Origin of the sequence: Erythrobacter sp. (assembly GCF_038133525.1) — a bacterium.
Classification (GTDB): domain Bacteria; phylum Pseudomonadota; class Alphaproteobacteria; order Sphingomonadales; family Sphingomonadaceae; genus Qipengyuania.
Window position 1 is genome coordinate 11,794 of record NZ_JAYPTL010000034.1, and the last position, 26,342, is coordinate 38,135.

General features: G+C 62.0%; 23 protein-coding genes. 13 read left to right on the plus strand and 10 right to left on the minus strand.

Annotation, left to right across the window (positions count from 1 at the left end; translation table 11 throughout):
• Position 1: 1 nt before the first annotated feature.
• Entirely contained in the window at positions 2 to 1,273 is a 1,272-nt protein-coding gene (locus tag AAFM29_RS10390) for a phospholipid carrier-dependent glycosyltransferase (RefSeq protein WP_341712736.1), read from the minus strand.
• 43 nt (positions 1,274 to 1,316) lie between these two features.
• The gene (locus tag AAFM29_RS10395; protein WP_341712737.1) at positions 1,317 to 1,703 is read right to left on the minus strand and encodes a hypothetical protein; all 387 of its coding nucleotides are present in this window, start codon (positions 1,701 to 1,703) and stop codon (positions 1,317 to 1,319) included.
• Positions 1,704 to 1,789: 86 nt separating this feature from the next.
• On the opposite strand from AAFM29_RS10395, the gene AAFM29_RS10400 reads away from it, so the two are divergent.
• The 4 genes from AAFM29_RS10400 to AAFM29_RS10415 all read left to right on the plus strand — a co-directional run bounded on the left by AAFM29_RS10400 (position 1,790) and on the right by AAFM29_RS10415 (position 6,025).
• On the plus strand, positions 1,790 to 2,314 hold the full coding sequence (locus AAFM29_RS10400; RefSeq protein ID WP_341712738.1) for a TetR/AcrR family transcriptional regulator: 525 nt from the start codon (positions 1,790 to 1,792) through the stop codon (positions 2,312 to 2,314).
• 42 nt (positions 2,315 to 2,356) lie between these two features.
• Complete coding sequence (locus AAFM29_RS10405) at positions 2,357 to 3,562, plus strand: aminotransferase class I/II-fold pyridoxal phosphate-dependent enzyme (RefSeq protein ID WP_341712739.1); 1,206 nt, start codon at positions 2,357 to 2,359, stop codon at positions 3,560 to 3,562.
• Between the two features lie 89 nt (positions 3,563 to 3,651).
• On the plus strand, positions 3,652 to 5,343 hold the full coding sequence (locus AAFM29_RS10410) for a methyl-accepting chemotaxis protein (protein WP_341712740.1): 1,692 nt from the start codon (positions 3,652 to 3,654) through the stop codon (positions 5,341 to 5,343).
• A gap of 73 nt (positions 5,344 to 5,416) precedes the next feature.
• Complete coding sequence (locus AAFM29_RS10415; RefSeq protein ID WP_341712741.1) at positions 5,417 to 6,025, plus strand: 2-hydroxychromene-2-carboxylate isomerase; 609 nt, start codon at positions 5,417 to 5,419, stop codon at positions 6,023 to 6,025.
• Positions 6,026 to 6,058: 33 nt separating this feature from the next.
• Here AAFM29_RS10415 and AAFM29_RS10420 read toward each other — a convergent pair whose 3' ends face one another.
• From AAFM29_RS10420 to AAFM29_RS10430, 3 genes are read right to left on the minus strand one after another with little or no spacing between them, the layout of a single operon-like run.
• Complete coding sequence (locus AAFM29_RS10420; RefSeq protein ID WP_341712742.1) at positions 6,059 to 6,448, minus strand: TadE family protein; 390 nt, start codon at positions 6,446 to 6,448, stop codon at positions 6,059 to 6,061.
• The gene (locus AAFM29_RS10425; RefSeq protein ID WP_341712743.1) at positions 6,448 to 6,927 is read right to left on the minus strand and encodes a TadE/TadG family type IV pilus assembly protein; all 480 of its coding nucleotides are present in this window, start codon (positions 6,925 to 6,927) and stop codon (positions 6,448 to 6,450) included. Before AAFM29_RS10425 ends, AAFM29_RS10420 begins: the two co-directional genes overlap by 1 nt.
• Positions 6,928 to 6,932: 5 nt before the next feature.
• Entirely contained in the window at positions 6,933 to 8,192 is a 1,260-nt protein-coding gene (locus AAFM29_RS10430) for a pilus assembly protein TadG-related protein (protein ID WP_341712744.1), read from the minus strand.
• Positions 8,193 to 8,364: 172 nt separating this feature from the next.
• Between AAFM29_RS10430 and AAFM29_RS10435 the strand changes: the two genes are divergently transcribed.
• Positions 8,365 to 10,338 carry an alpha/beta fold hydrolase gene (locus AAFM29_RS10435; RefSeq protein ID WP_341712745.1) on the plus strand — a complete coding sequence of 658 codons (1,974 nt, stop codon included), beginning with the start codon at positions 8,365 to 8,367 and terminating at the stop codon, positions 10,336 to 10,338.
• Positions 10,339 to 10,416: 78 nt separating this feature from the next.
• Positions 10,417 to 10,815, plus strand: coding sequence for a Co2+/Mg2+ efflux protein ApaG (gene apaG, locus AAFM29_RS10440; RefSeq protein ID WP_341712746.1), 399 nt, complete (start codon positions 10,417 to 10,419; stop codon positions 10,813 to 10,815).
• A 15-nt stretch (positions 10,816 to 10,830) separates the two neighbouring features.
• Here apaG and AAFM29_RS10445 read toward each other — a convergent pair whose 3' ends face one another.
• Positions 10,831 to 12,117: a SulP family inorganic anion transporter gene (locus AAFM29_RS10445; RefSeq protein WP_341712747.1), complete on the minus strand. Its 1,287-nt coding sequence runs from the start codon at positions 12,115 to 12,117 to the stop codon at positions 10,831 to 10,833.
• A gap of 270 nt (positions 12,118 to 12,387) precedes the next feature.
• On the opposite strand from AAFM29_RS10445, the gene AAFM29_RS10450 reads away from it, so the two are divergent.
• On the plus strand, positions 12,388 to 13,227 hold the full coding sequence (locus AAFM29_RS10450; protein ID WP_341712748.1) for a DUF5694 domain-containing protein: 840 nt from the start codon (positions 12,388 to 12,390) through the stop codon (positions 13,225 to 13,227).
• 53 nt (positions 13,228 to 13,280) lie between these two features.
• Here the strand turns inward: AAFM29_RS10450 and AAFM29_RS10455 are convergent, their stop codons facing one another.
• Both AAFM29_RS10455 and AAFM29_RS10460 read right to left on the minus strand, forming a co-directional pair.
• A complete protein-coding gene (locus tag AAFM29_RS10455) occupies positions 13,281 to 14,771 on the minus strand; it encodes a Ppx/GppA family phosphatase (RefSeq protein ID WP_341712749.1) in 1,491 nt (496 codons plus the stop codon).
• The gene (locus tag AAFM29_RS10460) at positions 14,768 to 16,948 is read right to left on the minus strand and encodes an RNA degradosome polyphosphate kinase (protein WP_371830734.1); all 2,181 of its coding nucleotides are present in this window, start codon (positions 16,946 to 16,948) and stop codon (positions 14,768 to 14,770) included. Before AAFM29_RS10460 ends, AAFM29_RS10455 begins: the two co-directional genes overlap by 4 nt.
• 95 nt (positions 16,949 to 17,043) lie before the next feature.
• Here AAFM29_RS10460 and AAFM29_RS10465 point away from each other — a divergent pair, with 95 nt between their 5' ends.
• Positions 17,044 to 17,829: a LysR family transcriptional regulator gene (locus AAFM29_RS10465; RefSeq protein ID WP_341712750.1), complete on the plus strand. Its 786-nt coding sequence runs from the start codon at positions 17,044 to 17,046 to the stop codon at positions 17,827 to 17,829.
• Here the strand turns inward: AAFM29_RS10465 and AAFM29_RS10470 are convergent.
• Positions 17,826 to 18,587, minus strand: coding sequence for a hypothetical protein (locus AAFM29_RS10470; RefSeq protein WP_341712751.1), 762 nt, complete (start codon positions 18,585 to 18,587; stop codon positions 17,826 to 17,828). The two genes, AAFM29_RS10465 and AAFM29_RS10470, sit on opposite strands and share 4 nt — an antisense overlap.
• 500 nt (positions 18,588 to 19,087) lie before the next feature.
• Positions 19,088 to 20,824, minus strand: a complete 1,737-nt coding sequence (locus AAFM29_RS10475) for an AAA family ATPase (protein WP_341712752.1) — start codon at positions 20,822 to 20,824, stop codon at positions 19,088 to 19,090.
• Positions 20,825 to 21,291: 467 nt separating this feature from the next.
• On the opposite strand from AAFM29_RS10475, the gene rpsL reads away from it, so the two are divergent.
• The 5 genes from rpsL to rpsJ all read left to right on the plus strand — a co-directional run.
• Entirely contained in the window at positions 21,292 to 21,663 is a 372-nt protein-coding gene (gene rpsL / locus AAFM29_RS10480) for a 30S ribosomal protein S12 (RefSeq protein ID WP_160729495.1), read from the plus strand.
• Positions 21,664 to 21,821: 158 nt separating this feature from the next.
• Positions 21,822 to 22,292: a 30S ribosomal protein S7 gene (gene rpsG, locus AAFM29_RS10485; RefSeq protein ID WP_341712753.1), complete on the plus strand. Its 471-nt coding sequence runs from the start codon at positions 21,822 to 21,824 to the stop codon at positions 22,290 to 22,292.
• Positions 22,293 to 22,402: 110 nt separating this feature from the next.
• Positions 22,403 to 24,535, plus strand: a complete 2,133-nt coding sequence (gene fusA, locus AAFM29_RS10490; RefSeq protein WP_341712754.1) for an elongation factor G — start codon at positions 22,403 to 22,405, stop codon at positions 24,533 to 24,535.
• A 93-nt stretch (positions 24,536 to 24,628) separates the two neighbouring features.
• Entirely contained in the window at positions 24,629 to 25,819 is a 1,191-nt protein-coding gene (tuf, locus tag AAFM29_RS10495) for an elongation factor Tu (protein ID WP_341712755.1), read from the plus strand.
• 314 nt (positions 25,820 to 26,133) lie between these two features.
• Positions 26,134 to 26,342 (plus strand): 30S ribosomal protein S10 (rpsJ, locus tag AAFM29_RS10500; RefSeq protein ID WP_341712756.1); only part of this gene is annotated, 209 nt, incomplete at its 3' end.

Below are 26,342 nucleotides of genomic sequence, written 5' to 3' on the forward strand. Positions count from 1 at the left end.
GCTAGCGCCAGCTTTCGAGCCAGGTCCAAACGGCGAAACTGTTCGGCCCTTCGAGCGGCGCCGCGCTGAGGATCGGATAGAACCAGGCGAACATGGCCACGCTGCCGATGATCGGGACCAGCGCGATCCTGCGCGAACCGCCCTGCCACAGTGCGTCGCAGGTCAGTGCCAGCGCTGCCAGCAGGGCCATGCTGGGCAGGGCGTAGTGGTAATAGAACTGCACCGGCTTGCTTGCGATGACCCAGAAGCCGAGGCTCACGGCATAAATCACCACCACGGCCAGGGCCGCCCAGTTGCGGCGCATCAGGCCATGCCACAGGCACCACGCCAGCGCGGGCAGGCCGAGTAGCATGGCCAGCGGATTGCCGATCAGCATGATCCCGCGCTGCACGCCGCCGACTGGTTCGTAGAGGTACCAGATCGACCGGTGGTTGAGCACCCAATCGTGCCAGGTCGATTGGTAGGGATGGGGCTGCAAGACCTGTTCCTGCAGGCTGAGCATGAATTGGTGGTGGAAGACCAGACCTTCGGTGATCGGGTTGATGGCGAAGAACCAGGCGGGGCCGAAGGTCGCGGCATAGATCGCGAGCGGGACTACGCCGAGCCATAGGCTTGCTTCGAGCAGGGTGGTTCCCGGCACCGGTGCGCCGCGACGGCTTAGCAGCAGCCGCCGACGGCCTGCCAGCAGGCGAGCGACGAGAAAGGTCAGTCCGAACAGTGGCGCGATGGGCAGGGCGTTCCATTTTGAAGCCATGGCGCAGCCCAGCGCCAGGCCGGTCAGCGCCAGTCGCCAGCGCCCTTGCTCAGGCTGGCGGATCGCGGCGGCGAATTGCCAGGCGGCGATGGACAGGAATGACAGGTAGAAAATGTCCAGCATCGCGATGCGGGCGTGGACGAAGAGGTGAAAGCCCGTCGCCAGCAGCACGCCGTAGGCGAGTGTGGCGAAGCGGCTCAGCGTGGCAAACCACATCGCGCGCATACCGGCAAAGAGGGCCATTGCGCCGAAGAGCGTAGGCATGATCCGCCAGCCCCAGGGATTGTCGCCGAACAAGGCCATGCCAAGGGCGATCAACTCCTTGCCCAGCAGCGGGTGTTCGCGATTGACGAATTCGCCCAGCACCAGCAGCTCGCGTGCCGCTGGCAGGTAATGGACCTCATCGAAATAGGGCTTGGCGACAACAGTCAGATAGGGGAGGCAGAGCAGCCAGAAGCCGAGCGCAAGTGCGACACACCAGCCTAGGGGGTCGCGGGGTTGCTGGGGCGCGCGGCTCATCATCTGCGGGCCTAGGAAAAGGCCGCGCGCCCTGCAAGCGGGATCAGGCGCTAGCGCGCTTCTCCAGCCAGAACAGGCGAGCGACCATGGCGAGCAGGCCGATGCTGGCGGTGAGGCCGACGAAAACCATCCAGGGAAGCACATTCATGCCCGCAGCCCGGGCGCGCGGGACCACGAAGAACAGTGCGGTGCCGGTCGCGAACAGCAGGTCCCACCAGACCTGCACACCCCACAAATTGGTGGTGTGGTTGGCCCAGACCAGCAGCACGCCTTCCTTGGCGATGGTGATCGCTGTAAAGCCGGCAAAGGCCCCGGACAAGGCAGCCGCGAGCAGTGCGCTACCGGTTGCCTCTCGGGTGGTGAGGATGTGGCCGAGGACAAGCAGGATGGCGACTACGCCGCCTGCGGCGAGGAATTCGAAGGGCGACATCATGGATCTCCGACTCAATTGTAGCGACTGCTACACTTGTAGCGATTCGTAGCACTCGCTACAAGTGCCTTATGTCGCCCGCCCGCATGTCTCGCGAAACGCTGCTGCCTGCGTTGGCCGCGCATGTGCTCGAACATGGGCTTGCCGACATTTCGCTGCGACCGATGGCCAAGGCGGCAGGGACCAGCGACCGCATGCTGATCTATCATTTCGGCAATAAGGATGCGCTGGTCGCCGCACTGCTCGAATACCTTGCCGGAATCTACGCCGCTGCGCTTGATGCGGCCTTTCCCGATGGTCCCGCCATCTCGCGCAAGGCCTTGGCTGAAACGGTCCTTGAGGTAACCGGCCAGCCCGCCTTTGCGCCCTTCCTGCGGCTGTGGTGGGATATCGTCGCGGGCTGTGCCGATGGGAATGCGGATTATCTCGCCAGTGCCGGTGCCATGGCTGATGTGTTGCTTGGCTGGGTCGAGGATCACCTTCCCACAAGTGATCCCGATCCGGTCGCGGGAGCGCGGGCTGTACTGGCGGTAATCGAAGGGGCGATGATGCTCCGCGCGATCGGGCGTAGCGATATCGGCGAAGCGGGGCTTGCTGCGCTGGAATCCTAAGCTGCTTGCCGCGCGGAACGCCCGTGCTATCCCCCCGCCATCATGAAGAAGACCACCGGAACCGACCGCTCGATCACCCGCAACTGGCGCCCTGCGACGCAAGCCGTGCGCGGCGGCACCTGGCGCAGCGAGCATGGCGAGACCAGCGAGGCACTGTTCCTGTCCTCGGGCTTTACCTACGACGACGCGCAGACCGTTGCCGACCGTTTCGCCGGCGAAGCGCAGGGCATGACCTATTCGCGCCTGCAGAACCCGACCGTGGCCATGCTCGAGGAACGCATCGCGCTGATGGAGGGGGCAGAGGCTTGCCGCGCGCAGGCGAGCGGGATGGCCGCAATGACCGCCGCGTTGTTGTGCCAGCTATCGGCAGGCGATCATGTCGTTGGCGCGCGCGCGGCCTTCGGCTCGTGCCGCTGGCTGCTCGACAGCCTGCTGCCGCGCTTCGGGATCGAGACCACCACTGTCGACAGCTCGGATGATGATGCTTGGGAGGCCGCAATCCGGCCCAATACCAAGGTCTTCTTCTTCGAAACGCCTGCGAACCCCACGCTCGATGTGGTTGACCTCGCGCATGTCTGCGGCGTCGCCAAGGCGCATGGTGTCACTACGCTGGTCGACAACGCCTTTGCCACCAGCGCGCTACAGAAGCCGATGGACTATGGTGCGGATGTGGTGGCCTATAGCGCGACCAAGCTGATGGACGGGCAGGGCCGGGTGCTTGCCGGCGCGGTTTGTGGATCGCAGAAGTGGATCGACGAGGTGTTGTTGCCCTTCCAGCGCAATACGGGTCCGAACCTCTCCCCGTTCAACGCCTGGGTTGTGCTCAAGGGTTTGGAGACACTCGACCTGCGTGCGCGGCGCCAGAGCGAAAGCGCGGTCGGTCTGGGCAAGTTCATCGAAGACCGTGTGCCGAAGATGCTCCACCCCGGATTGCCCAGCCACCCGCGCCACAATCTTGCGCTCAGCCAGATGGTTGCAACCGGCCCGATCTTTGCCTTCGATGTCGGTACGCGTGCCCGCGCCTTCGAAATCCTCGATGCGCTGCAACTGGTCGATATCTCGAACAATATCGGCGATGCGCGCAGCCTGATGTGCCACCCGGCCAGCACCACCCACGCCAGCATGTCGCCCGAAGCGCGCGCCGAGATGGGCGTGACCGAGGGCCTGTTGCGGATCAATGTCGGTCTGGAGGATCTTGAGGATCTGAAGGAAGATCTCGACCGGGCGCTCGCTGCAGCTGGCCTTTAGCGCCTGAGGCCGGGGCGGCTGCGATTTTTTAACCAAACATTAGCTGGCTAATTCTAGATCACTACGCATCTCTACGTGAAAGTGTGAGCATGCGTTTTTCATTCGCGTCCAAGTCGATTTCAGGCGTTCTGTCGATCGCCGGATTGATCGTCGGCCTGGGAATGGTGTCCATCCTCGGCCTGGCCTGGTCGACCACCAGTGACCTGCAAAGGGCGGTGGATGAGTCCAGCCAGGTGACTATGGCCATGCGCAACCATCTGGAATCCGACAAGATTCACGATGCGCTGCACACCACGACGCTGCGCGCGCTGCAGGCATCGCTCACCAATAATCCGCAGGAAGGGGTCGAGGCGCGCAAGGACCTTGAGGCCTATGTCGCCCAGTTACGCAAGGTGCAGCAGGCCACGCTGGTCCTGAAGCTCGAGCCTGAAACCGCCGCGGAAATGCGCGCCGTGCAGCAAAGCTACATCCCCTATCTCGAAATCGTCCACGAAATCGTCGCGCTATCGGGCGGCAAGTTCGAAGCGGTTAACCAACGCATGCCGAAGTTCCAGGAGGTCTTCATGACCATGGAACGCGAGAACGCCCGGGTAACCAATCATCTCGAAGCCAAGGTGCACGAGAGTGCGACCCGCGTGACCGACACGCTTTCAAACTTGCTGCTTCAGCTGGCCCTTGGCGTGATCGCGGTCCTCACGCTCACCGCAGCATTGGTGTGGCAGTTGCGTCGCCGGATCGTCGAACCGCTGGCACGGATCAGCCACGACCTGCAGTCGGACGTCCCAACCGACCTGTCCGAAGACCAGGCGCGGGTCGACGAGATCGGTGAGCTTGCGCGTAGCGTTGGTGCGTTCCGCGAAGCGAGCGAGCGCGTCAGGATGAGCGATGAAGCACGCGTCGAGGCCGAGCGCCGGGCCCGCGAAGAGGCTGAACGATTGAAATCACTCGCCAATACCGCCGAAGCACTGGAGCAACGCACGCTGGGGATCGTCGAGCAGGTTATCGCCACCGCGGCCGAGCTCAAGCTGGTCGCCGATGCGCTGGCGGATTCGGCTGGGCAATCGCATGTCGAGACCACCTCTGCTGCCGCGGCTGCGGAGCAGACGCTTGGCGGGGTGCTCGCAATCGCGCAGGCGACTGACGAACTGCTGGTATCGATCGAGGAAGTTTCCGGGCGCATCCACGTCGTCGCCCAGTCGGGTGAAGAGGCGAGGGGGCTGGCGACATCAACCGAGTCCACGATCGCCGAACTCAATGAAATGACGAAGCGGATCACCTCTTTCACCTATCTGATCGGCGAGATTGCGCAGCGTTCGAACCTTCTCGCGCTCAATGCCACGATCGAGGCGGCGCATGCCGGCGATGCAGGCAGCGGTTTCGCGGTGGTGGCTGGTGAGGTCAAGCAGCTCTCCAACCAGACCTCGAAGGCCGTGGAGGAGATCGAGGAACAGATCCGTGGCATGGCGACAATTACCAGGAATGCCACGACTTCGCTGGCGGCGATGGCCAAGGCCATCAACGAACTGGGCGGAGCGACCACGTCGATCGCTTCCGCCGCAGAGCAACAATCGCTCGCCACGTCCGAGATCGGCCGGACGATCGAAATGTCATCGACCGGCACGGAAGCCATGCGCGGAAATCTGCAGCGCGTCGAAGGGCAGGTGAGCGAAACGGCCAGCAATGCCGAAGCCGTTCGTGAGGCGACCCGCCTTCTGGACGACCAGGCGGGCGAACTGAGACGCGAAATGGCTGCGTTCATTGCGCAGGCCAAGGCCGCCTGAGGCATAGCAGACTTGGCGCTGGCCAAGCAGGTCGGCGGGCATTAGCGTGGCATCCATTGGAGGAAGCTGCGCGATGACCCAAACCGTTGAATTCATTTTTGATCTCGTCAGCCCCAATGCCTATCTTGCGTGGTGGCCGCTGCGTGAGATGCTGGAACGGCAAGGCGCGGAACTGGAAATCACCCCGGTCTTCCTGGGTGGAATGCACAAGTTGACCGGAAATGCGCCACCATTCGCGCGCGATGCCGAAATTCGCGGCAAGAATGCCTATGCAAGCCTGGAGATGCGGCGGTTTATCGATCGCCACGGGCTGACGGGATTCCGCATGCCCGAACAGTTTCCCTTCAACACCATCTTGCCTCAGCGCATGCTGTTGGCGGCCGATGGAGCGGAGCGTGTTGCACTGGCCGAGGCGCTGCTGAAAGCCCTGTGGGAAGACGGCGTTTCGGCGGGGGATCCCGATGCGCTGGCAACCGCCGCATCTGCCGCGGGGCTGGATGCACCAGCGATCATGGCAGCCACGCAGGAAGATGCGGTCAAGCAGCGCCTGATCGCGAACACCGACAGCGCAGTGGAACGTGGCGCATTCGGAATTCCGACCTTTTTCGTCGGCGGCGAAATGTGGTTCGGCAAGGAGCGGCTCGGCCAGATCGAGGAATTCCTCGCCGGCGGGAAGCCCTGAAGACACTGCCCCGCAGCGGCGGGTTCATCCCGGCTAGTTGGGCAGGTAGACCGTCTTCGTCTGGGTCAGTTCGATCGGCGGTATCGCAGCGAACGGGATGATCGGCGTCAGCTTGAGCTTCATCGTCATCGTTCCCGTTTCGGCATTGTCGACGGCACCACGGCTGAAGGTGAGGGCTTCGATGCCATTGTGATCGACGCCAACGAGCGAATCGAGCGTACGGTTCAATACCGCGCTCTCTGTCGCATCCGGATTGACCTTGGCCAGTCGCAAGCCTTCACCCATGGCGTTTCGCATCGCGCCATTGGCGTTAAGCACCAGACCGAATTGCACTATCCCCATGATCAACGCGACCAGGACCGGAATCGCGAAGGCGAATTCGATTCCCAAGGATCCCCGCTCATTGCGGACAAGGTCCTTCATCATTGCAGCCTCACGACGCTGTCACCGACCACGGTGATGGGGACGTAGGCGGAGCTACGGCCGGTAAAGATCGAAGCCATGCCGCGCCAGTTGAACCCGGTATCAATGGTCTTGCGGATCGCCACCGTCGCAAAGCGCCGGGTTTCCTGGCCTGCAGCACAATCGCTTGTGAAATTTGTCTGCACGGTTCCGTCGCATTCGAGTGTCAGCCTGACCGTCACATTGCTCGCCGAAACGCCCGCCGCTGTCTTCGCTTCTTCGACCAGATAGGTAGTGCTGCCGTTGGGAGGGCGTTTTGCCAGGGCGAAATCGGTGGTCCGCTGCGCGGCCTGTTCCAGATCGATGCGCGTCGCGACGATCCTGCTGAGATCGACCATGCCGAGAAACATGAGGGCAAGAATTGGCGCGACCAGCGCAAGTTCGATGAAGCCGACCCCGCTCTTGTCGCGGATCAGGCGCTGGATGAATGCAAAGATCATCGGTCCTACTCCACCACCCTGATGACACGTGCGGTACCCGCCCACTTGTCGACGTCATCGTTGCAGTCGTTCTCGATATTGTTGGTCCCGCCAAAGCGGATCCGCTCGGTCACGATCAGCAGGCACTGTGCCGTCTGGGTTGAATCGCCATTGTAGGTCAGATCGCCGGTCGGCATGTAGATGATGCCTTCCAGGTTGATATCCGAACCACCGTTGATCGTGTGCGATGCGGGGCCACGCGGATCCTGGTAAAAGAGGATCCCTGCCCAGGTGGCGTTTTCTGCTTCGGTAGGCGCGGCCAGGTTGACGGTTGCCCCGCCATTGATCGAAACGGTCGCCACGTTAGTTGCGCTGGTCCCTGTGAGCACGAAGGTCACGCCGCCGTCACCGAACAGCTCGACAACGGCGCTCGAGTTGAACTGTACGCTCCCGCGGCGAATGACGTAGACGCCACCATGCATCTTGACGTGGCCCTGGATGAAGAAGCCGTTGCAGTAGACGCCTGGCTCCGGCTCGTCATAGTTGCTTGGCGTGACGTGATAGCCGGTCTCGTCGCACGGGCCGGTATCCCAGCTGAAGGCTCGGTCGGCCAGCGGGTCTTCCACGGGCAGGCCATAGGGAACAATCGATGTGTCGCTGGGCAGGTTGCCACTGCTGTAATCGATCCCGCCGACGCTGAGCACCAGGTCGGTGTCGAGGTAGCTCGTGCCGCCGACGTCAACCGAAACGCCGCCGGGCGAGTTCGAAGCGACCGGGCAATCAAGTGAGACATCGGCGCCGCCAAAAACCTCGATCCCGGTACCGGTGGTGGCCGTGGCGATGACGCACGGCCTTCCGACACCTATGCTCGTAGCGACAGCGCGCACGCGAATGTCGGGTGCGGTGCTTAGGAAGACGCTTGAAAAGGGCAGGGCCCGACTCGTCTTTGCAATGACTTCGATCGCGCTTGCGTCACCAGCGAAGGCGCCGGTGGCAGGCGGCGTATTGATCGCCTCGATCGTGAAGGTGGTATTGGCGGTGCGGGTAACTTCCTGGTTCACTGCCAGGTCGCTGTCGCGATCGAAGGCCATCGCAATCGCGCCTGCCGTTGAACCGGTATCGACCGCTTGCTGCAATTGGCGCTTCCACAGGTACCATTGCACGGTGTCGACGCCGATCCCTGCCGCCGCGACGACCGCAGTGAGCGAGGCGCTGGCGAGAATCAGCACGTTGCCGCGCTGGTTGCCCCTCAGTCGCTTTAACAGCCTTGCTATCCTGACGATCATGCTCTGGTCCCCGAACGCCCAATTCTTCCCATGGTGACTAATCGGTAAAGCCGGGTCGGTTAGCGGTTCGTGATTTGGTTCGGTAAATCGAAATTAACCATGATGGGGGCTTGTTTGCCGGAACTGCGCAGATAATGTGCTTAAGAACTTGTTAGGAGTTCTTGGGGGTCGCATGCTGGGTACGATTATTTCTAGGGCGTTAGTTGGTAGCGCGATTGCGGTTGTTCTGGGCGGAATTCCGGTTCGCGCGCTGGCGGAGGGAGATGATGCTGCAGTCGCTCCCGGTCTGGATCCACGGCCCGAATTGATTTCGACCGAAGCCTTCGCTTCGCGCAGCCCATTCAGCAACACCAAGCTGTCGCCTGACGGTGCCTTGATCGTCACGAAGACCGTTTCCGAGGGCGAGACTTTCATCGCTCTGATCAGCGCTGACAATCACATGCCGCTGCGGCGCTTCGCCATGCCGAAGGAGAATGAGGTCGAATGGATCCGCTGGGCGGGTGACCATAAATTGCTCGTTTCCATGTCGGCCAAGGGTGAGTTCTTTGGTTCCGAAGTGCTCTATACCCGCCTCGCGATGATCAACCTGGAAACGCAGGAAGTCGAATTCCTCGGCAAGCGTTTCAATGCGGTTATCGGAGACGATTTGGTCTACGTGGCCAAGGACGGTTCCTACGCCCTCGTCTCGATGCAGCGATCGATCTACGACTATCCTTCCGTCCTCCGCTTCGAGCTGGAAAAGGACGGCGCTACCAAAACGGTGGAGGGACCCCGGCAAGGGGTATGGACCTGGGTTGCCGACGATGCCGGGGTCGTCCGCCTCGGACTGGGTTGGCAGAACCGCCAGCTCAAGGTCTGGTATCGCGCCAATGCCGACGAGAAATTTCGGCTGATCGAGAAGATCAAGGAAGGCGAGTTCGAGGAGAAGTTCTGGGACATCACCCAGGTGATCAGCGGATCCGATCAGGCCTATGTCCTGAGAGAGGGAGAGGATGGGCGGACGGGCCTGTACCTGTTCGACCTTGCGACCCGCGAACCGATCGAGGCTGTTTTTACCTTGCCCGATCACGATATCGACGGCGTGACCATGCAGGACGGCAAACCGTTCGGCGTGTTCTATACCGACGATCGCGACCGCGCCCATTGGTTCGACAAGAAGCAAGCCAGTCTATACGCGGCCCTCGGCAAGGCTTTGAGCGAGGATGAGGCCTGGATCACCTCGCGCTCCGAAGACAATTCGCGGATGCTGGTCTGGGCCGGAGGCGAAGCGGATCCTGGCGCGATCTATACCTTCGACGCCGCCAGAGGTACGCTCGATGTGTTGATGGAAATCCGGCCGGAGGTGAAGGTCAAGGATCTCGCCAAGCCGAAACCGGTAACCTATGCCGCGCGTGACGGGACCAAGATTCGGGCATACATCACCTTGCCGCGCGGGCGCGAAGCGAAGTCGCTGCCGTTGATCCTGATGCCGCATGGCGGCCCCTATGGCGTACGCGACAAGCTCGAATACAATGATGCGGTGCAATTGCTCGCCAACCGCGGATACGCGGTGATCCAGCCCAACTATCGCGGTTCCGGGGGCTATGGTGATACCTTCTCCGAACTGGGCGAAGGTCAAATCGGCCGGGCGATGCAGGACGATATCGACGACGCGATGGACTGGGCGGTGAGCGAAGGCATTGCGGACAAGGATCGGGTATGCGTCGTCGGCAGTTCCTATGGCGGCTATGCAGCCTTGTGGGCGGTGATCCGCAATCCGGAACGGTATCGTTGCGCCGCCAGCTTCGCGGGGGTCACCGATTGGGACCTGATGCTCAAATACGACAAGCGCTTCTTTTCCCGCAAAGCCGGCGCAAAATGGCAGGCGCGGGTGCGGGGCGACGAGACATTCGATCTGGATTCGGTTTCACCGTATCGGCTCGCCGCGACATTGAGCAGGCCTGTGCTCGTTGCCCATGGCAAGGAGGACTCGAACGTGCCGTTCTCGCAGTTCACCAAATTTCGCAAGGCCGCGGAAAACGCCAGCGTGAAGCCGGTGGAACTGGTGTTCGATGATGAGGGGCACGGCTTCGTTCACCCCGAAAACGAGCAGAAATGGTTTGATACGCTTGTCGGCTTCCTGGCCGAGCATAATCCGCCCGAATGACGCTGGACAGAGGATAACCTTCGAAATGCGAGGGCGCAGGTCTTGCGCTCCCCGGCATGTTTCTTAGGTTATCAGGTGATGAAGGAGCTATTCCAGCATGCCGCGACGACCCACGGGATTACCGTGCGGGTTGCGGTCAATTTCCTTCCCGAACAGTCTCAGCCCGATGCGGGCAAGTGGTTCTGGGTCTATCATATCCGCCTGGAAAACCACTCGCATGAGCGGGTGCAACTGATCAGCCGCCACTGGCGCATCACCGATGGGCGCGGAATGGTGTCGCATGTCGATGGCGAAGGCGTGGTGGGCGAACAGCCGGTGCTGATGCCGGGGCAGAGCCACGATTACGTCAGCGGCTGCCCGCTCGATACGCCGCACGGGTCGATGGAGGGGTTCTATACCTTCAATGCCGAAGACGGCTCGCCGCTCGAGATACGCATTCCCTTCTTCCCGCTGGCAGCCCCCGCTACCGCCGACTGAGCGGCCGTCGGCCCGCTAACTCCGTTCCGCAGGATCGTCCTCGCCCATCGGCGTATGCCAGCTGGGCGCGGGCAGGTTGCCACGTGAAAGGCGCAGTAGCAGTCCCACGATCGTCCCGACGCCAATGGCAATGGTCAAGTCGGCCAAAACGGTTAGCAGGGCGGTCCCGATCAGCAGCATCAACTCCGGCTTTGGCAGGCGTAGCCGCTCGGGCCATCGGTGGGGCTCGCTCATGGTCCACGCGGTGACCACCAGTAGCCCGGCCAGCGCGGGCAGGGCCAGTTTTCCCGCCAGCCCCGAGGCAACGACCATGGCCAGCAGTATCGCCAGCGCGTGGACCATCCCCGCCACCGGCGTGCGCCCGCCAGCATTCACATTGGTTGCGGTCCGCGCGATGGCACCCGTGGCGGGCAGGCCACCGAACAGTGGCGAGGCGATATTGGCCGCGCCCTGCGCGATCAGTTCGGCATTCGAGCGATGCGCGCCGCCGAACATCCGGTCGGCCACGATTGCCGAGAGCAGCGATTCGATGCCCGCGAGGAAAGCGATCGTAAGCGCCGACGGCAGCAGCGCGATGATCTGGTCCAAGCTGATCGAGGGAAGTGACGGGATGGGCAGGCCGCTCGGCAGCGCTCCATAGCGGGCGGCAACCGTATCGACGGAAGGCGAGGCAAGCGCAGCGACCAGGCTCGCCCCGGTCACCACGATCACCAGCCATGGGATCCGTGGGGCCAGGCGGCGCAGGCTAAGAATGGCTGCGATGCTGACGATGCCCAGCAGCAGGGCATTGGTATCGATCGATCCCCGCATGGCCCACAGGCCCTGCAGCTTGGGGATGAAATCGGCGGGCAGGCTCGGCCCCGTCATTCCGGCGAGGTCCTTGAGCTGGCTCACGGCAATCACCACCGCAATGCCGATCGTGAAACCCTCGATCACCGGTTCGGGGACGTGCCGGATCAGGCGCCCGGCACCGGCGAAACCCGCGATGAGCAGGATAATGCCCGCCATCAGCGTGGCGATAAGCAGGCCGGCGTAGCCATGTTCGTGGATGACACCGTAGACGACCACGATAAAGGCACCGGTCGGCCCGCCGATCTGGACCCGGCTTCCGCCGAGTGCGGAGATCAGAAAACCCGCGATCACGGCCGTCACCAGCCCGGCGGCGGGCGGAGCGCCCGATGCGATGGCGATGGCGATGCTCAGCGGCAGGGCGACCAGCGCGACGGTAGCTCCCGCGAGCGCATCTGCACCGAATTGCCGCCAGCTATAGCCTGGCAGCGTCGTAAGGATCTTTGGCTTCACACCCGGTTCCTAGACTCTTGGCCGATCGGGCCCGCAGCGCCCTGACCAGGGCGCGGAGGATCTATGACCTGCTGTGGCCGACTTGTGCAAGCTGATCGAGACCTCTGGGTTACTTGTTCGCGCGCCGGCCGTGTGGGCTTCGCCAATTCAACAATGATTCTTCAGCTGAGGCGCCGCCAGGTTGCAGCAGACGGCGTGCATATCCGGCTTTTAATTGCAAAAGTCAGTGCTATGGTGACGTAATATAATAACACACAAAAAGGGCGCAATATGAAGCGGATTTGGCAATCGACCGCATTCTTCATGGCAGGATTGGCGGCAATTTGGACGACTGCCGCAAGCGGCAATCCAGGGTCAGAAGAACGGCCACAAGTCATGCTGGTTGGAACATTCCACCTCGCAAATAACAATCGCGATTTGCTCAACTTGCCTATAGAAGACGTGCTCGCTCCCAATCGGCAGTCAGAGATTGATCAACTCATCGAGAGTTTGGCCAATTGGCAGCCCACAAAGATCGTCCTCGAGTGGAACCGGGCCGACCAAGCCCGGCTGGACCAACGCTATAATGACTTCTTGAGTGGCGAATTTCAGCTTACTGCTAATGAGCGCGATCAGATCGGATTGCGGTTGGCCAAGAAGCTAGGACTTCAACGGGTCTATGCGGTTGATTGGAACGAAAATGCCCCGGGCGACGACGCAGCCTACGACTTTCTCTCATGGGCCAAGTCGAATGGCGCTGACGATCGATTGAAAGCGTTTCTCGCAGAGGGTCAAAAGCGGCTCGACCACCAGGCCGAAGTCATGCACCATCAGTCGATCACGGAATGGTACCGTGACCTCAATTCACCTGAAGCACGCGAACTCGATCATCGCCAGTATTTTGAGATCGCAACCTTTGGCGACAACAAGGAAAATCCCGGGGCCGCGTGGGTCGGCGCCTGGTATGCGCGGAACTTGCGCATTTTCAATAACATACGGGAACTCTCTGACCCGGGCGACCGGGTTCTCGTGCTCTATGGCGCAGGCCATATTTATCTGCTGGACCGCTTCCTGCGTGAAAGTGATGCGGCTGCTTCGATCGATCCGTTGCCTTACCTAGAGCCAGAATGACCGGAAGGTGTCGAGGAATCGTTGCACACGCTGCGCAATGGTCAGTGAGGGACCTAGTCTGAACTGACGTCGCCAATCTTGATCCGTGGCTCCAGCGCCAACCAATTGGCCAGCATCGCCAGTTCGCGTTCGACCGGACCTGCGGCGAGTGCGGCCCGGCTCTCGTCGAGGCGCAGCGTGAGCTTTTTCTTCCCGCGCTTGAGTGTGCTGTGCGACAGCGATTGCCGCGTCCCCGCGCCCAGTCGTTGTGCCAGCCGCAGGCCGAGGCCCCAGGTCATTCCCTCGCGCAGATCGTCGTCGCTGGCGAGGATGCGCAGGCGGTCGGGCAGTTCGGTGCGGCCGAGCGATCCGACCAGCGCGGCGCAGATCATCGCCCGGCCGCGCGGCGAAAGGTCGATCCAGCGCTTGTCGAGCGACCATTCGATCGCCTGGTTGAGCCGCAGGTTCGGTTCCACCTTGCGCAGGGCGGCGGCCAGTTGCGCGGCGGCGATCCGCTTGCGCTCATCGCCCGGCTTGGCGTGGGCGACAAGGTCGGCGGTCCAGGCCGAAACCAGCGTGGCGTCGGTCACGCTGGCATCCTGCGGCGCGGCGAAGGCCGCAACGCCTGCGAGCAACGGGTCGCGCTGCTGCTGCACCGGTTCGAGCCGACCGTAGAGCAGGCCTTCGCGAATGCCCCAGCTGGAGAAGACCAGCGCTTCGGGCTCGAGTTCGGCCAATAACGGGCGCAGCAGCGCGGCGGCATCGGGCACATAGCCCGCGCGCATCGCGTCGATCCCGCCGATCTGCATCAGTGCTTCGGGGTTCGCGTCGACCAGTTCCGCCGCCATGCGGTCGGCATCGGCCAGCGAGAGCACGAAGCCGTGCGGATCGGTCAGCGGGTAATCCTGTGCGCGCATCGCATAGGCGGCCAGCGCCCGCCAGGTGCCGCCGATCATGTAGAGCGGGCCGGGATGCGCCGCCGCCCAGCCGACGCTGCCAAGGGCATCGTGGATATGCGCGGCGAATTCTCCCGCCGCGCGCATCCTGGGCAGGCGCAGCGTGCCGAAGGGAAGCGAGGACGCGTGGTGGCACTGGTTGTCGCGGATCGACACCAGTTCGAGGCTGCCGCCGCCGAGGTCCGCGACCACGCCATGCGCGCCGGGGAAGGCTCCCAGTGCACCCTTGGCCGATGCGCGGGCCTCTTCCTCCCCGCTCAACTGGCGCGGGGCAAGCCCGAGTTCGGCGACCGCGGCGAGGAATTCGGGGCCGTTCTCCGCATCGCGGGTCGCCGCGGTGGCGACCGTCTGGACATCTTCGATCCCGTGGTCGGCAATGATCAGCGCATAGCGCGCCAGCGCCGCCATCGCCTCGGCCCAGGCCTCTTGCGGGATGCGCCCGGTATCCGAGAGGTCGCGGCCAAGCCGGGCGGCGACTTTCTCGTTCCACACGGTTTCAGGCGCGCGCGCAGTGCCTTCGTAGATCACCAGGCGGACGGTGTTGGAACCGATATCGATGACCGCGCGTGGAGCAGGGAGCGAGCGGCGCGCGCCGCGGCGACGGTTCACGCCTTGGGGCCCATGACCGGACCATCGAGCGTCAGGCGCGGCACATCCTGCGCCCCGCCGGCCGAACCGCGGCCCGACAGCGAGGGGTTGGCCATGAAGTAATGGTGGCAGTTGAAGCCGCCTTCACCCACCCGCATCCGCCGGTACTGGCCATCGGGGTCGAGCCGCCAGCTCCTCTCGGTATCGAGGATATTGGCCAGCATAACCTGGTCCAGCAGCTGGTCGTGCACCGTCTTGTTGGTCACCGGAACCATCACCTCGACCCGGTGTTCGAGGTTGCGGCTCATCGCGTCGGCGCTGGTGATGTAGACCGCCGCGCGCTTGCTGGGCAGCTTGTAGCCGTTGGCGAAGACCCACATGCGGCTGTGTTCGAGGAAGCGGCCGATGATCGATTTGACCTGGATATTGTCCGACAGGCCCGGAACGCCGGCGCGCAGCGAACAGATGCCGCGCACCACCAGCGTCACCCCGACCCCGGCGGCGCTTGCTTCGTAGAGCTTGTCGATCACGCCCTTGTTGGTGATCGAATTGAGCTTGGCCCAGATGCCCGACGGGCGGCCGTCGCGCGCATGCTCGATCTCGCGGTCGATCAAGGCGTAGAGCTTGTCCTGCATGCCCAATGGGGAGATCGAGAGCTTCTCGAGCTCGGTCGGTTCGACATAGCCGGTGACGAAATTGAACAGCTTGGCCGCGTCGCGCCCCAGCGCCGGATCGGCGGTGAAGAAGCTGAAATCGGTGTAGATGCGCGCGTTGACCGGGTGGTAATTGCCCGTGCCGAAATGGCAGTAGGTGCGATAGCCGTCCTCCTCGCGGCGCACGACCAGGCTGACCTTGGCGTGGGTCTTCCACTCGGTGAAGCCGTAGATCACCTGCACCCCGGCGCGCTCAAGCTCATTGGCCCAGTGGATGTTGCGCTCTTCGTCGAAACGGGCCTTGAGCTCGACTACCGCGGTTACCGCCTTGCCTGCTTCGGCGGCCTCGATCAGCGCGGCGATCACCGGCGACTGGTCGCCCGCGCGGTAGAGCGTCTGCTTGATCGAGACGACTGCCGGATCGCGCGCCGCCTGGCGCAGGTAATCGACCACCACCTCGAAGCTTTCGTAGGGGTGGTGGATGACGATGTCCTTTTCGCGGACGGCGGAGAAGATATCGCCGTCATGCGCCAGCACGCGTTCGGGGTAGCGCGGGCTGAAGGGTTCGAACTTGAGATCGGGGCGCGGTTCGCTGCAGATCGCCGCGAGGTCCGACAGGCCGAGCATGCCGTTGGTCTTGACCGTCATCGCCGTGTCGACGTCGAACTCTTCGCGCAGCAGCGTTTCGGCGACCTCGTCGCACTCGTCGTCGAGTTCGAGCAGCACCACGTGACCGCGGCGGCGGCGCTGGATCGCGCTGCGGAAATAGCGCACCAGGTCCTCGGCCTCGTCCTCGACCTCGATGTCGCTGTCGCGCAGCACGCGGAACAGCCCGTCGCCCAGGATCTTGAAGCCGGGGAACAGCAGCGGGGCGAAGCGCACCACCAGCTGTTCGATCGGGACATAGATCGCCTGCGTGCCCGGCACGCGCACGAAGCGCGGGGCGCCGCTGGGGATCAGCACCATCTCCATCAGGTCGGCCTGCCGCTTGCCGCGCTTGAGGCGGAAGATCACCCCCATCCCCATGTTGGCAACGAAGGGGAAGGGGTGGCTGGGATCGATCGCCTGCGGGGTGATGATCGGCAGCACCTCGTTCTCGAAATAGCTTTCGAGCCAGGCCTGCTGGTCGGGCGCGAGGTCATCGACCGTGGCGATCAGCATGCCTTCGAGCGCGAGCAGGCGCCGCAGGTCGTCGAGCACCGCCTGCTGGCGGATGACCAGCGCGTCGAGCTCCTTGCGGATCGCCTCGAGCTGCTGGCGCGGGTCGCGCCCGTCGATGCTCAGCGTTTCGAGCCCGCGGCTGGCCTGGCCCTCCAGCCCGGCGACGCGGATCATCGTGAATTCGTCGAGGTTGCTGGCGGAGATCGAGAGGAACCGCAGCCGTTCGAGCAGCGGATAGGCCTCGTTCTCCGCCTCGGCAGTGACGCGGCGGTTGAACGACAGCCAGCTCAGCTCGCGATTGACGTAGCGCGACTCGGGCGAATCGAAGCGTGCCGGGGCAGCGGGGGTGGTATCGTCGTTCATTGCCAGCGGAATCCGTGCCATGGGCCCTGTCTGGCCCATGTTGCAGGTGCGTGACAAGGCTCTCGGCGCACGTCGATCTTGTCTCGCGCCGCCGCATCGCCTAACGCGCGCTTCCGATGAAGCGCACGCACCTGCCTCTCAACGCCCTGCGCGTTTACGATGCCGCCGCGCGGCACCTTTCGTTCACCCGCGCGGCGGACGAACTCGCCGTGACCCCCGCCGCCGTGGGCCAGCAGATTCGCGCGCTCGAGGATCACCTCGGCACCGTCCTGTTCCGCCGCACCAGCAAGGGGCTGGAGCTGACGCAGGAAGGCGCCGCCGGGCTCGACGCGCTGCGCGAAGGCTTCCTCAAGTTCGAGGAAAGCGTGTCCGCGATGCAGGCGGGGCAGGCCAGCGACAGTTATACCATCGCCTGCCCGCGCGAATTCTACGCGCAATGGCTCGCCCCGCGCCTCGCCGAATTCGGCAAGGCCAACCCCGAGATCAAGTTCACCTTCGTGGCGGACGAACACGCCGACTTTACCGAGGCCAACCTCGATTGCGCGATCCGGCTGGTCGACGGCCCGGGCGACCTGCAGGGGGTCGAGCTTGACGCCGCGCGCCGCGTGACCGTGGCCGCACCCGGCGCGCCCGATCGCTGGATCGACTGGGGCTTGCCGCTGCAGGACGGGATCAGCGCGCATATCTGCGTCTCCAACGCGGGCCAGGCGCTGTCCAGCGCAATGGCCGGGCTGGGCAAGGCGATCCTGCCCGAACTGCTGGCCAAGGACGCGGTCGAGGCGGGCAAGCTCGAAGTGCTCGAAGGGCCCGATCCGGGCACGCGCGCCTATTGGCTGGTCGCCCCCACGCCGCAATGGCGGACCAAGAAGGTCAAGGCGCTGGTCGGCTTCCTCACGGCCTAACCGCCTGCGTCCTCCGCACCCGGCGGGGTGGGTTTCGCGCGCCGCATGTACCAGCCGTCAACCCGGTCGCCCTCGCGCTCGCGCAGCAGCGCCGCATTCTCGCCCAGCGTCTTCTTCGGGTCGAGCCCGGTGATCCGCGGCCGCCCGGCCAGCTGGTTGTCGACCATGTGGTTGATCAGCGCATTGAGGTCTTTCATCGCCGCCGCCCGTTCCTTGGCGATCACGCTGCGCGCGGTTTCCATCACCTCGTCCTGCAACTCGGCGCGGATCTCGTCCTCGCTCCGCCCGGTCGGCGGGCCGTAACGCCCGGCAAGGCGATGCTGCAGGAGGAAGCGCAGCAGCGCATTGTCGGGCTTGTCCCACCAGCCCAGGATCGCGCCGTGCGAGACGATGGGCGTGCGCGCGCCCAGCATGGCGCGCTCGATCGCCATGTCCTCCAGCCGCGCCATCCCGCGTTCCAGCGCCGCGTCCCACGCCGCGGAAAAGCCTTCCGCCCCGGGCCGGTGGCGCAGCCTGTAGAGCGCTTCCAGCGAGCGCCCGATCGACCGCGCCGCCGCCTTGACGATGCCGGTGGCAGCCAGCGTGGCGACGAAGCGGCGTTGCAGATCGGGCGTGATCGAATTGCGGCGGGGAGCGGCGTGGAGATAGGGGGTGAAACCGAGGAGGGGGTCGTCCTCGTCGGGTAGCGGCGCAGTATAGGCGACGGCCGAAGTGGCTTGGCGGGGCGTGGCGCGGGTGGGGGCGGGGTGGTTGGACACAGGCGGAACCTCTCAAACTGGCGAAATTACCGAGCCGCAGGCGAGGCAAGGGCGACCGCCCGCCGCGGTCTATGCCGCGAAGCCAAGCCGCACGGACGTGCGGCGCCCGGCGTTTGAGGGACCAAAACAAAAAACTGCGAAGTAGGAAAATGGTTCTGGCTGGCGAAGTTACCGAGCTGCAGGTGAGGCAAGGGCGACTGCCCGCGCGAGCTTTTGCGAGGAAGCCAAGCGTCGCGGACGCGTCGCGCCCGGCGTTTGAGGGTCCAAAAAACTAAAAACTGCGAAGTAGGAAAACGGTTCTAACTGGCGCAATAACCGAGCCGCAGGCGAGGCAAGGGCGACTGCCCTCCGCGGCTTATGCCGTGAAGTCAAGCCGCACGGACGTGCGGCGCCCGGGGGCCTGAGAGGCGAAAAATTGGAACCACATTGTAGGAGTGCGCGGTGGGAGACAGACTTACGCACACCATTCGAATCTCAGTTATACTAAACTTAAAGATGCATCATGGGTTGGATTTCCTTATAAAACTTATCAATTCATCAGTTTTATAATCAAGATCAAGAACAGAGAAATCAGGATCGAATTTTGTATATTGTCTAGCTACACCAATTTTATCTGCTATTTTTGTTTCGTTCGATTTTTTCTTTTTAAAAACTAGTGTGTTATCATACGCTGAGAGTCCAATCATCTCTCCGAATGTCTCAGGGTGAACGGTTCGAATTAAACTGGTCAACACTTCCGCGTTGATATAATTTTCGACCTCCCTGCCTTTGGTGACCCAACTAAAGCCGGGGTCTTGAGAAAACTCGGAAACCAGACGCCTTTTTGTGTCGTTAATTTTCGACTGAGGTGAAGGCTTGTCGCTATCAATAAGGATCGCAGAATGCCGGTTGAGCTTTCGTAGGGAGATGAAGTCTTTCAAATCATCATCACTAGCAGTGAGATGAGACAGTAATCGCCCTCCGTAAAACATGATCGAATAGTGAATGCCCTCAATTAGGTCCTCGGCCTTGAAGCTAATCCAATGATTAAGATAAATTCGGTCCGACGGTCCCTCTACCCAAATGCAGCAGTTGCTTTGTAAGATATCGGAGGGAAGATAGCCCAAATCGTAGCAAATGAGATGCTTGTCGCGAGGTGTCAGTGCCTCTCGAACCTTGGTGTGGTTGCTCTCCATGGAAACATGAAAGACACTGCAGTTCTCGCTCGTGAGAAATGAATTTGAGTGAGAAGCGATCACATACTGGTTTGATGTGTTTTTATCCAAGTAGCGAACGAGGGACTTTTGCAGTTTAGGGTGCAGGTGATTCTCCGGCTCTTCAATACACACAATGGAATTTTCTGAGATCGTGCAGAATGCGGCCATCAGGATCAGTTCGTGAATGCCGGTTCCTAATGAACTCAGAGGTAGTACACGGCCACTGTTGTGGACCAAGACGTGATTGCGATCGTGAGGAATCTCTATTCTGGATTGTCGATCACCTAGAACGGTTTGCACAAACTCGTTGATCTTGTCGAATTTTACGCGGTCAGCACGCTTGTCTACGTCAGGATTTTGTAAGCGAGCTAGTTCGTCGATTAGGCCTGCCCCTGAGTAATCGTCGAAATTCACGCCGGTCTGGCTAAGCTGGCGCTTTGCGGGAATCAACTTGACCTTAGCATTTGGGAGTCTGAAGTTCTGTTGAATCACGCTCAGGGTTTCTGGAATCCAGTGCTGATGAAGACCGCCCCCACTCGATCCCGTAAGTATGGTCCACAAGTAGTGCCAGTCTTGGCTGGATGGGAAGAGGTCGGCCAGTGTCGTGTGATCAACGTTCCAAAGCCCCTCGGCGCCTAAGAACGGCTCCTTCCAATGCATCCAAACGAGGCCCTCGTAAGAAATATGACGAACAATCGATCTTAATAAATGCTCATATTGTGACTTCATTGCAGAATGATTCGCTCCTTGGAGCATTCTGTCTACAATGGATTCCACATTGTCGCCAATTAATAGCTCTATCGGTCCGCCATTTATATTTCGTTCTAACGAAGCTATTGATCTTGATTGTCGAGCAGATAACTGATTGACTTTAGACGTACGTAAATCACGCAAATAATTAGAAATAAATGCAAGGAATATTGATTTTCCAGAGTTATTTTCGCCTAAGAAGTAATTAAATCTGGACATATTGCCTATGAAAGCAAATTCATCACCTACGCCTCGGTAATTCTTAAGTGCAATTCCCTTGAGTTCGTTCATCGAGCTGGCTCCCCTAGTGCGATCGGCGCTAGCTGTTTGGCAGAGAATGTCAAAGTTACGCCTTGCTCTAACCCTTGACCCCCGCACCCCATCCCACTATGTGCGCGCCCATCCGGCGTAGGATTCGTCCAACACCGGTCAGATAGAGCTGAACATTGCCGGTCATGTCCCGGGGGCCTGGTGCTGATGCACCGAGGCTCTTTTCTATTGAGGTCAGCGCTGTCCGTGAGCGATCCCAGCTTTCGCTGGGATGACGGGCAGGCGGGATTTCGGGGCAGCCGTCAAAGTAACCCGGTGGCCGTGAGGGCTGTTTGGGTGGAGCGTTTCAGGCTCGTGCGGTGTGCGCCCCTCGTGGTGCCTGTCCTTCGACAGGCTCAGGACGAGCGGGATTTTCGCAAGGCCGCCGATCCTAACCTTCCATCCGCATTCCTCTAGTCGCCGCCATGCAACGGTGAAGAGAGAACTCAATGCCGACGATCAACCAGCTGGTCCGCAAGGGCCGCGTTCCGCAGAAGGCCAAGAGCAAGGTCCCTGCGATGGAGCAGAACCCGCAGAAGCGCGGCGTTTGCACCCGCGTCTATACGACGACCCCGAAGAAGCCGAACTCGGCGCTGCGCAAGGTGGCCAAGATCCGCCTGACCAACCAGCGCGAGGTCATCTCCTACATCCCGGGCGAAGGCCACAACCTGCAGGAACACAGCGTCGTGCTGATCCGCGGCGGCCGTGTGCGCGACCTTCCCGGTGTGCGTTACCACGTGCTGCGCGGCGTGCTCGACACGCAGGGCGTCAAGGATCGCAAGCAGAGCCGTTCGAAGTACGGCGCGAAGCGTCCGAAGTAAGAGGTTTTTTGGGGTGCGGTCAGGACCTCCGTCCCGACCTTAGCGGTTCCAGCCCACTCCCCCTCCCAACCACCCGATATGATCCCCGATACGGTATCGGGTGGTTGGGAGGGGGAGCGGGCCGGCACCGACCTCAAACTCCAAAGGAGTTATACGAAATGTCACGTCGTCGTCGTCCCGAGAAGCGGGAAATCCTGCCTGACCCGAAGTTCGGTGATCAGGTCCTGTCGAAGTTCATGAACAACCTCATGTATGACGGTAAGAAGGCCGTTGCTGAAGGTATCGTCTACACCGCACTCGACGTGGTCGAGCAGAAGGCCAAGGCGAACCCGGTCGAGCTGTTCCACACCGCGCTCGACAACATCAAGCCGCAGGTCGAAGTGCGCAGCCGCCGCGTCGGTGGTGCGACCTACCAGGTGCCGGTCGAGGTTCGCCCCGAGCGTGCCCAGGCGCTGGCCATCCGCTGGCTGATCAACGCCGCCCGCGGCCGTCCGGAAACCACCATGGCCGCACGCCTGTCGGGTGAGCTGATGGATGCCGCCAACAACCGCGGCAACGCCGTCAAGAAGCGCGAAGACACGCACCGCATGGCGGACGCGAACCGCGCCTTCTCGCACTACCGCTGGTAAGGCGAGGCAGGGTTGGGACCGGGTCTTGGGGCCCGGTCTCGAAACTGTCGCATTAATCCCTACATGGGGGCCGAGTTTCGAAGCTCACCCCCGAACCCGAGGAATTCCACATGGCCCGCGAGTATCCGCTGGAGCGTTACCGCAATATCGGCATCATGGCCCACATCGATGCCGGCAAGACCACCACGACCGAGCGTATCCTCTACTACACCGGCAAGTCCCACAAGATCGGCGAAGTCCACGACGGCGCCGCCACCATGGACTGGATGGAGCAGGAGCAGGAACGCGGCATCACCATCACGTCGGCTGCGACCACGACCTTCTGGACTGCGGAAGATCCGACGATGGACCCGCGCTCGGAACCCGAAGCGCTGCGCGCGAACATGCCCAAGCACCGCATCAACATCATCGACACCCCCGGACACGTCGACTTCACCATTGAAGTCGAACGTTCGCTGCGCGTGCTCGACGGTGCCGTCGCGGTGTTTGATGGAGTTGCCGGCGTAGAACCCCAATCCGAAACCGTGTGGCGCCAGGCCGACAAGTACGGCGTCCCCCGGATGTGCTTCATCAACAAGCTCGACCGCACCGGTGCCGACTTCTACTATTGCGTCAAGTCGATCGTCGACCGCCTCGGCGCCACCCCGCTGGTGCTGTATCTCCCGATCGGCGCGGAAAGCGACCTCAAGGGCGTCGTCGACCTCGTCAACATGCGCGGCATCGTGTGGCAGGCCGAAGATCTCGGCGCGAAGTACGAGTTCATCGACATCCCCGCGGACTTGGCCGACAAGGCTGCCGAATATCGCGAAAAGCTGGTCGAGACTGCCGTCGAGCAAGACGACGACGTGATGGAGCAGTACCTCGAGGGCAACGAGCCCGATGCGGCCACGCTCAAGCGGCTCATTCGCAAGGGCACCATGGCGCGCGACTTCGTGCCGGTGGTGTGCGGCTCGGCGTTCAAGAACAAGGGCGTGCAGCCCCTGCTCGACGCCGTGGTCGACTACATGCCGAGTCCGCTCGACGTCCCCGCGATCAAGGGCGTGCTGCCCGACAGCGACGAGGAAGACACCCGTCCGTCGTCGGACGACGCGCCTTTCGCTGCGCTGGCGTTCAAGATCATGAACGATCCATTCGTCGGTTCGCTGACCTTCACCCGCATCTATTCGGGCAAGCTGACGAAGGGCCAGGTCCTGAACTCGGTGAAGGACAAGAAGGAAAAGATCGGCCGCATGCTGCTGATGCACTCGAACAACCGCGAGGACATCGACGAAGCATTCGCAGGCGACATCGTCGCTCTGGCCGGCCTCAAGGAAACCACCACTGGCGATACGCTGTGCGACCCGGCCAAGCCGATCGTGCTCGAACGCATGGAATTCCCCGAGCCGGTTATCGAACTGTCGGTTGAACCCAAGACCAAGGCCGACCAGGAAAAGATGGGCGTTGCGCTCAACCGCCTGGCTGCCGAGGATCCGAGCTTCCGCGTGTCGACCGACCACGAATCGGGTCAGACGATCATCAAGGGCATGGGCGAGCTTCACCTCGACATCCTCGTCGATCGCATGAAGCGCGAGTTCAAGGTCGAGGCCAATGTCGGTGCGCCGCAGGTGGCCTATCGCGAATACCTCGCGAAGGCGACCGACGTCGACTACACCCACAAGAAGCAGTCGGGCGGCTCGGGCCAGTTCGGCCGCGTCAAGGTCAAGGTCGAGCCGGGTGAACGCGGCCAGGGCTTCGTCTTCCAGGACGAAATCAAGGGCGGCAACATCCCGAAGGAATACATTCCGGCGATCGAAAAGGGTTTCCGCGAGCAGGCCGAAAGCGGCTACCTCGTCGGCTTCCCGATCATCGACTTCACCGTCACCCTGTATGACGGTGCGTACCACGACGTCGACTCGAGCGCGATCGCGTTCGAAATCGCCGGTCGCGGTGCGATGCGCGAAGTCGCGCAGAAGGCCGGTATCAAGCTGCTCGAACCGATCATGAAGGTCGAGGTCGTGACCCCCGAGGACTATCTCGGCGACGTCATCGGCGATCTCAACAGCCGTCGTGGCCAGATCCAGGGCACCGACAGCCGCGGCAATGCCCAGGCAGTCGAGGCCAATGTGCCGCTGGCAAACATGTTCGGATACGTGAACGAGCTGCGTTCCTTCACCCAGGGACGTGCTCAGTACTCGATGCAGTTCAGCCACTACGACGAGGTCCCGGCCAACGTCGCGGCCGAAGTCAAGGAGAAGCTTGCCTAAGGCAAGCCAAGCGTCTAGGGGCGGCGCCTGATTCAGCGGGTGCCGCCTAACTTCCCGCAGAAATCGAATTTCAGACACTAGAGGTTTTAGAAAATGGCGAAGGAAAAGTTCCAGCGGAATAAGCCGCACTGCAACATCGGCACCATCGGTCACGTCGACCACGGCAAGACCACGCTGACCGCGGCAATCACCAAGGTGATGGCAGAAACCTACGGCGGTACCGCCGTCGATTTCGCTAACATCGACAAGGCTCCCGAAGAGCGCGAGCGCGGCATCACCATCTCGACTGCACACGTCGAGTATGAGACCGAAGCACGTCACTATGCGCACGTCGACTGCCCGGGCCACGCCGACTACGTGAAGAACATGATCACCGGTGCCGCCCAGATGGACGGCGCGATCCTGGTTGTGAACGCCGCTGACGGCCCAATGCCGCAGACCCGCGAGCACATCCTGCTGGCCCGCCAGGTCGGTGTGCCTGCACTGGTCGTGTACATGAACAAGGTCGACCAGGTTGACGACGAGGAAATCCTCGAGCTCGTCGAACTGGAAGTCCGCGAACTGCTTTCGAGCTACGACTTCGACGGCGACAACATCGCCATCGTCAAGGGCTCGGCTCTGGCCGCGCTCGAAGGTCGTGACGACGAAATCGGCAAGAACTCGATCATCGAGCTCATGAAGGCCGTCGACGAGTTCATCCCGCAGCCCGACCGTCCGGTCGACAAGCCCTTCCTGATGCCGATCGAAGACGTGTTCTCGATCTCGGGCCGCGGCACCGTCGTGACCGGCCGCGTCGAGACCGGCGTTGTGAACGTTGGCGACGAAGTCGAAATCGTCGGTATCAAGGACACCCAGAAGACGACCGTCACCGGCGTCGAAATGTTCCGCAAGCTGCTTGATCGCGGCGAAGCCGGCGACAACATCGGTGCCCTGATCCGCGGCATCGGCCGTGAAGCCGTTGAGCGTGGCCAGGTCCTCGCGAAGCCCGGTTCGGTCAACCCGCACACCGAGTTCAGCGCCGAAGTTTACGTCCTGTCGAAGGACGAAGGCGGCCGTCACACGCCGTTCTTCGCGAACTATCGTCCGCAGTTCTACTTCCGCACCACCGACGTCACCGGCGAAGTCATCCTTCCCGAAGGCACCGAAATGGTGATGCCGGGCGACAACGTGACCATTTCGGTCAAGCTGATCGCTCCGATCGCCATGGACGAAGGTCTGCGCTTCGCAATCCGCGAAGGCGGCCGCACCGTCGGCTCGGGCGTGGTTGCTTCGATCACCAAGTAAGCTTCGCCTCAAAGACTGCTTGATAAGTTCGGGGCCCGTCCCTTCGCGGGGCGGGCCCCTGCTTTTCCCGGTTTCCGGTGTCTGTTTGAAACAGCTTGCCGGGCCATCTTCCACCTGGGTGAAAATGGGTGGAAATCGGGGGTTGCATGAATCGGGTCTCACCCGTATAGGCGCGCCCACAGACGGGGATTCGTCCCCATCGCAAGGAATTCAGGGAAGGTCGCCCACTCCGGGAAACCGGGCCAAGCAGGGCGGGCCTTTCTTTTTTGCGGTTTGGAACCAGGCCGCTTGGCTCTTTCGCATCGGTGTAGGAAATGGAAGCTCAGAATATTCGCATTCGCCTCAAGGCGTTCGACCATCGCGTTCTCGACCAGGCTACTGGCGAAATCGCAGAAACCGCACGTCGTACCGGCGCCCTTATTCGTGGCCCCATTCCCATGCCGACGCGTATTGAGAAGTTCACCGTGAACCGCGGCCCGCACATCGACAAGAAGTCGCGCGAGCAGTTCGAGGTGCGCACCTA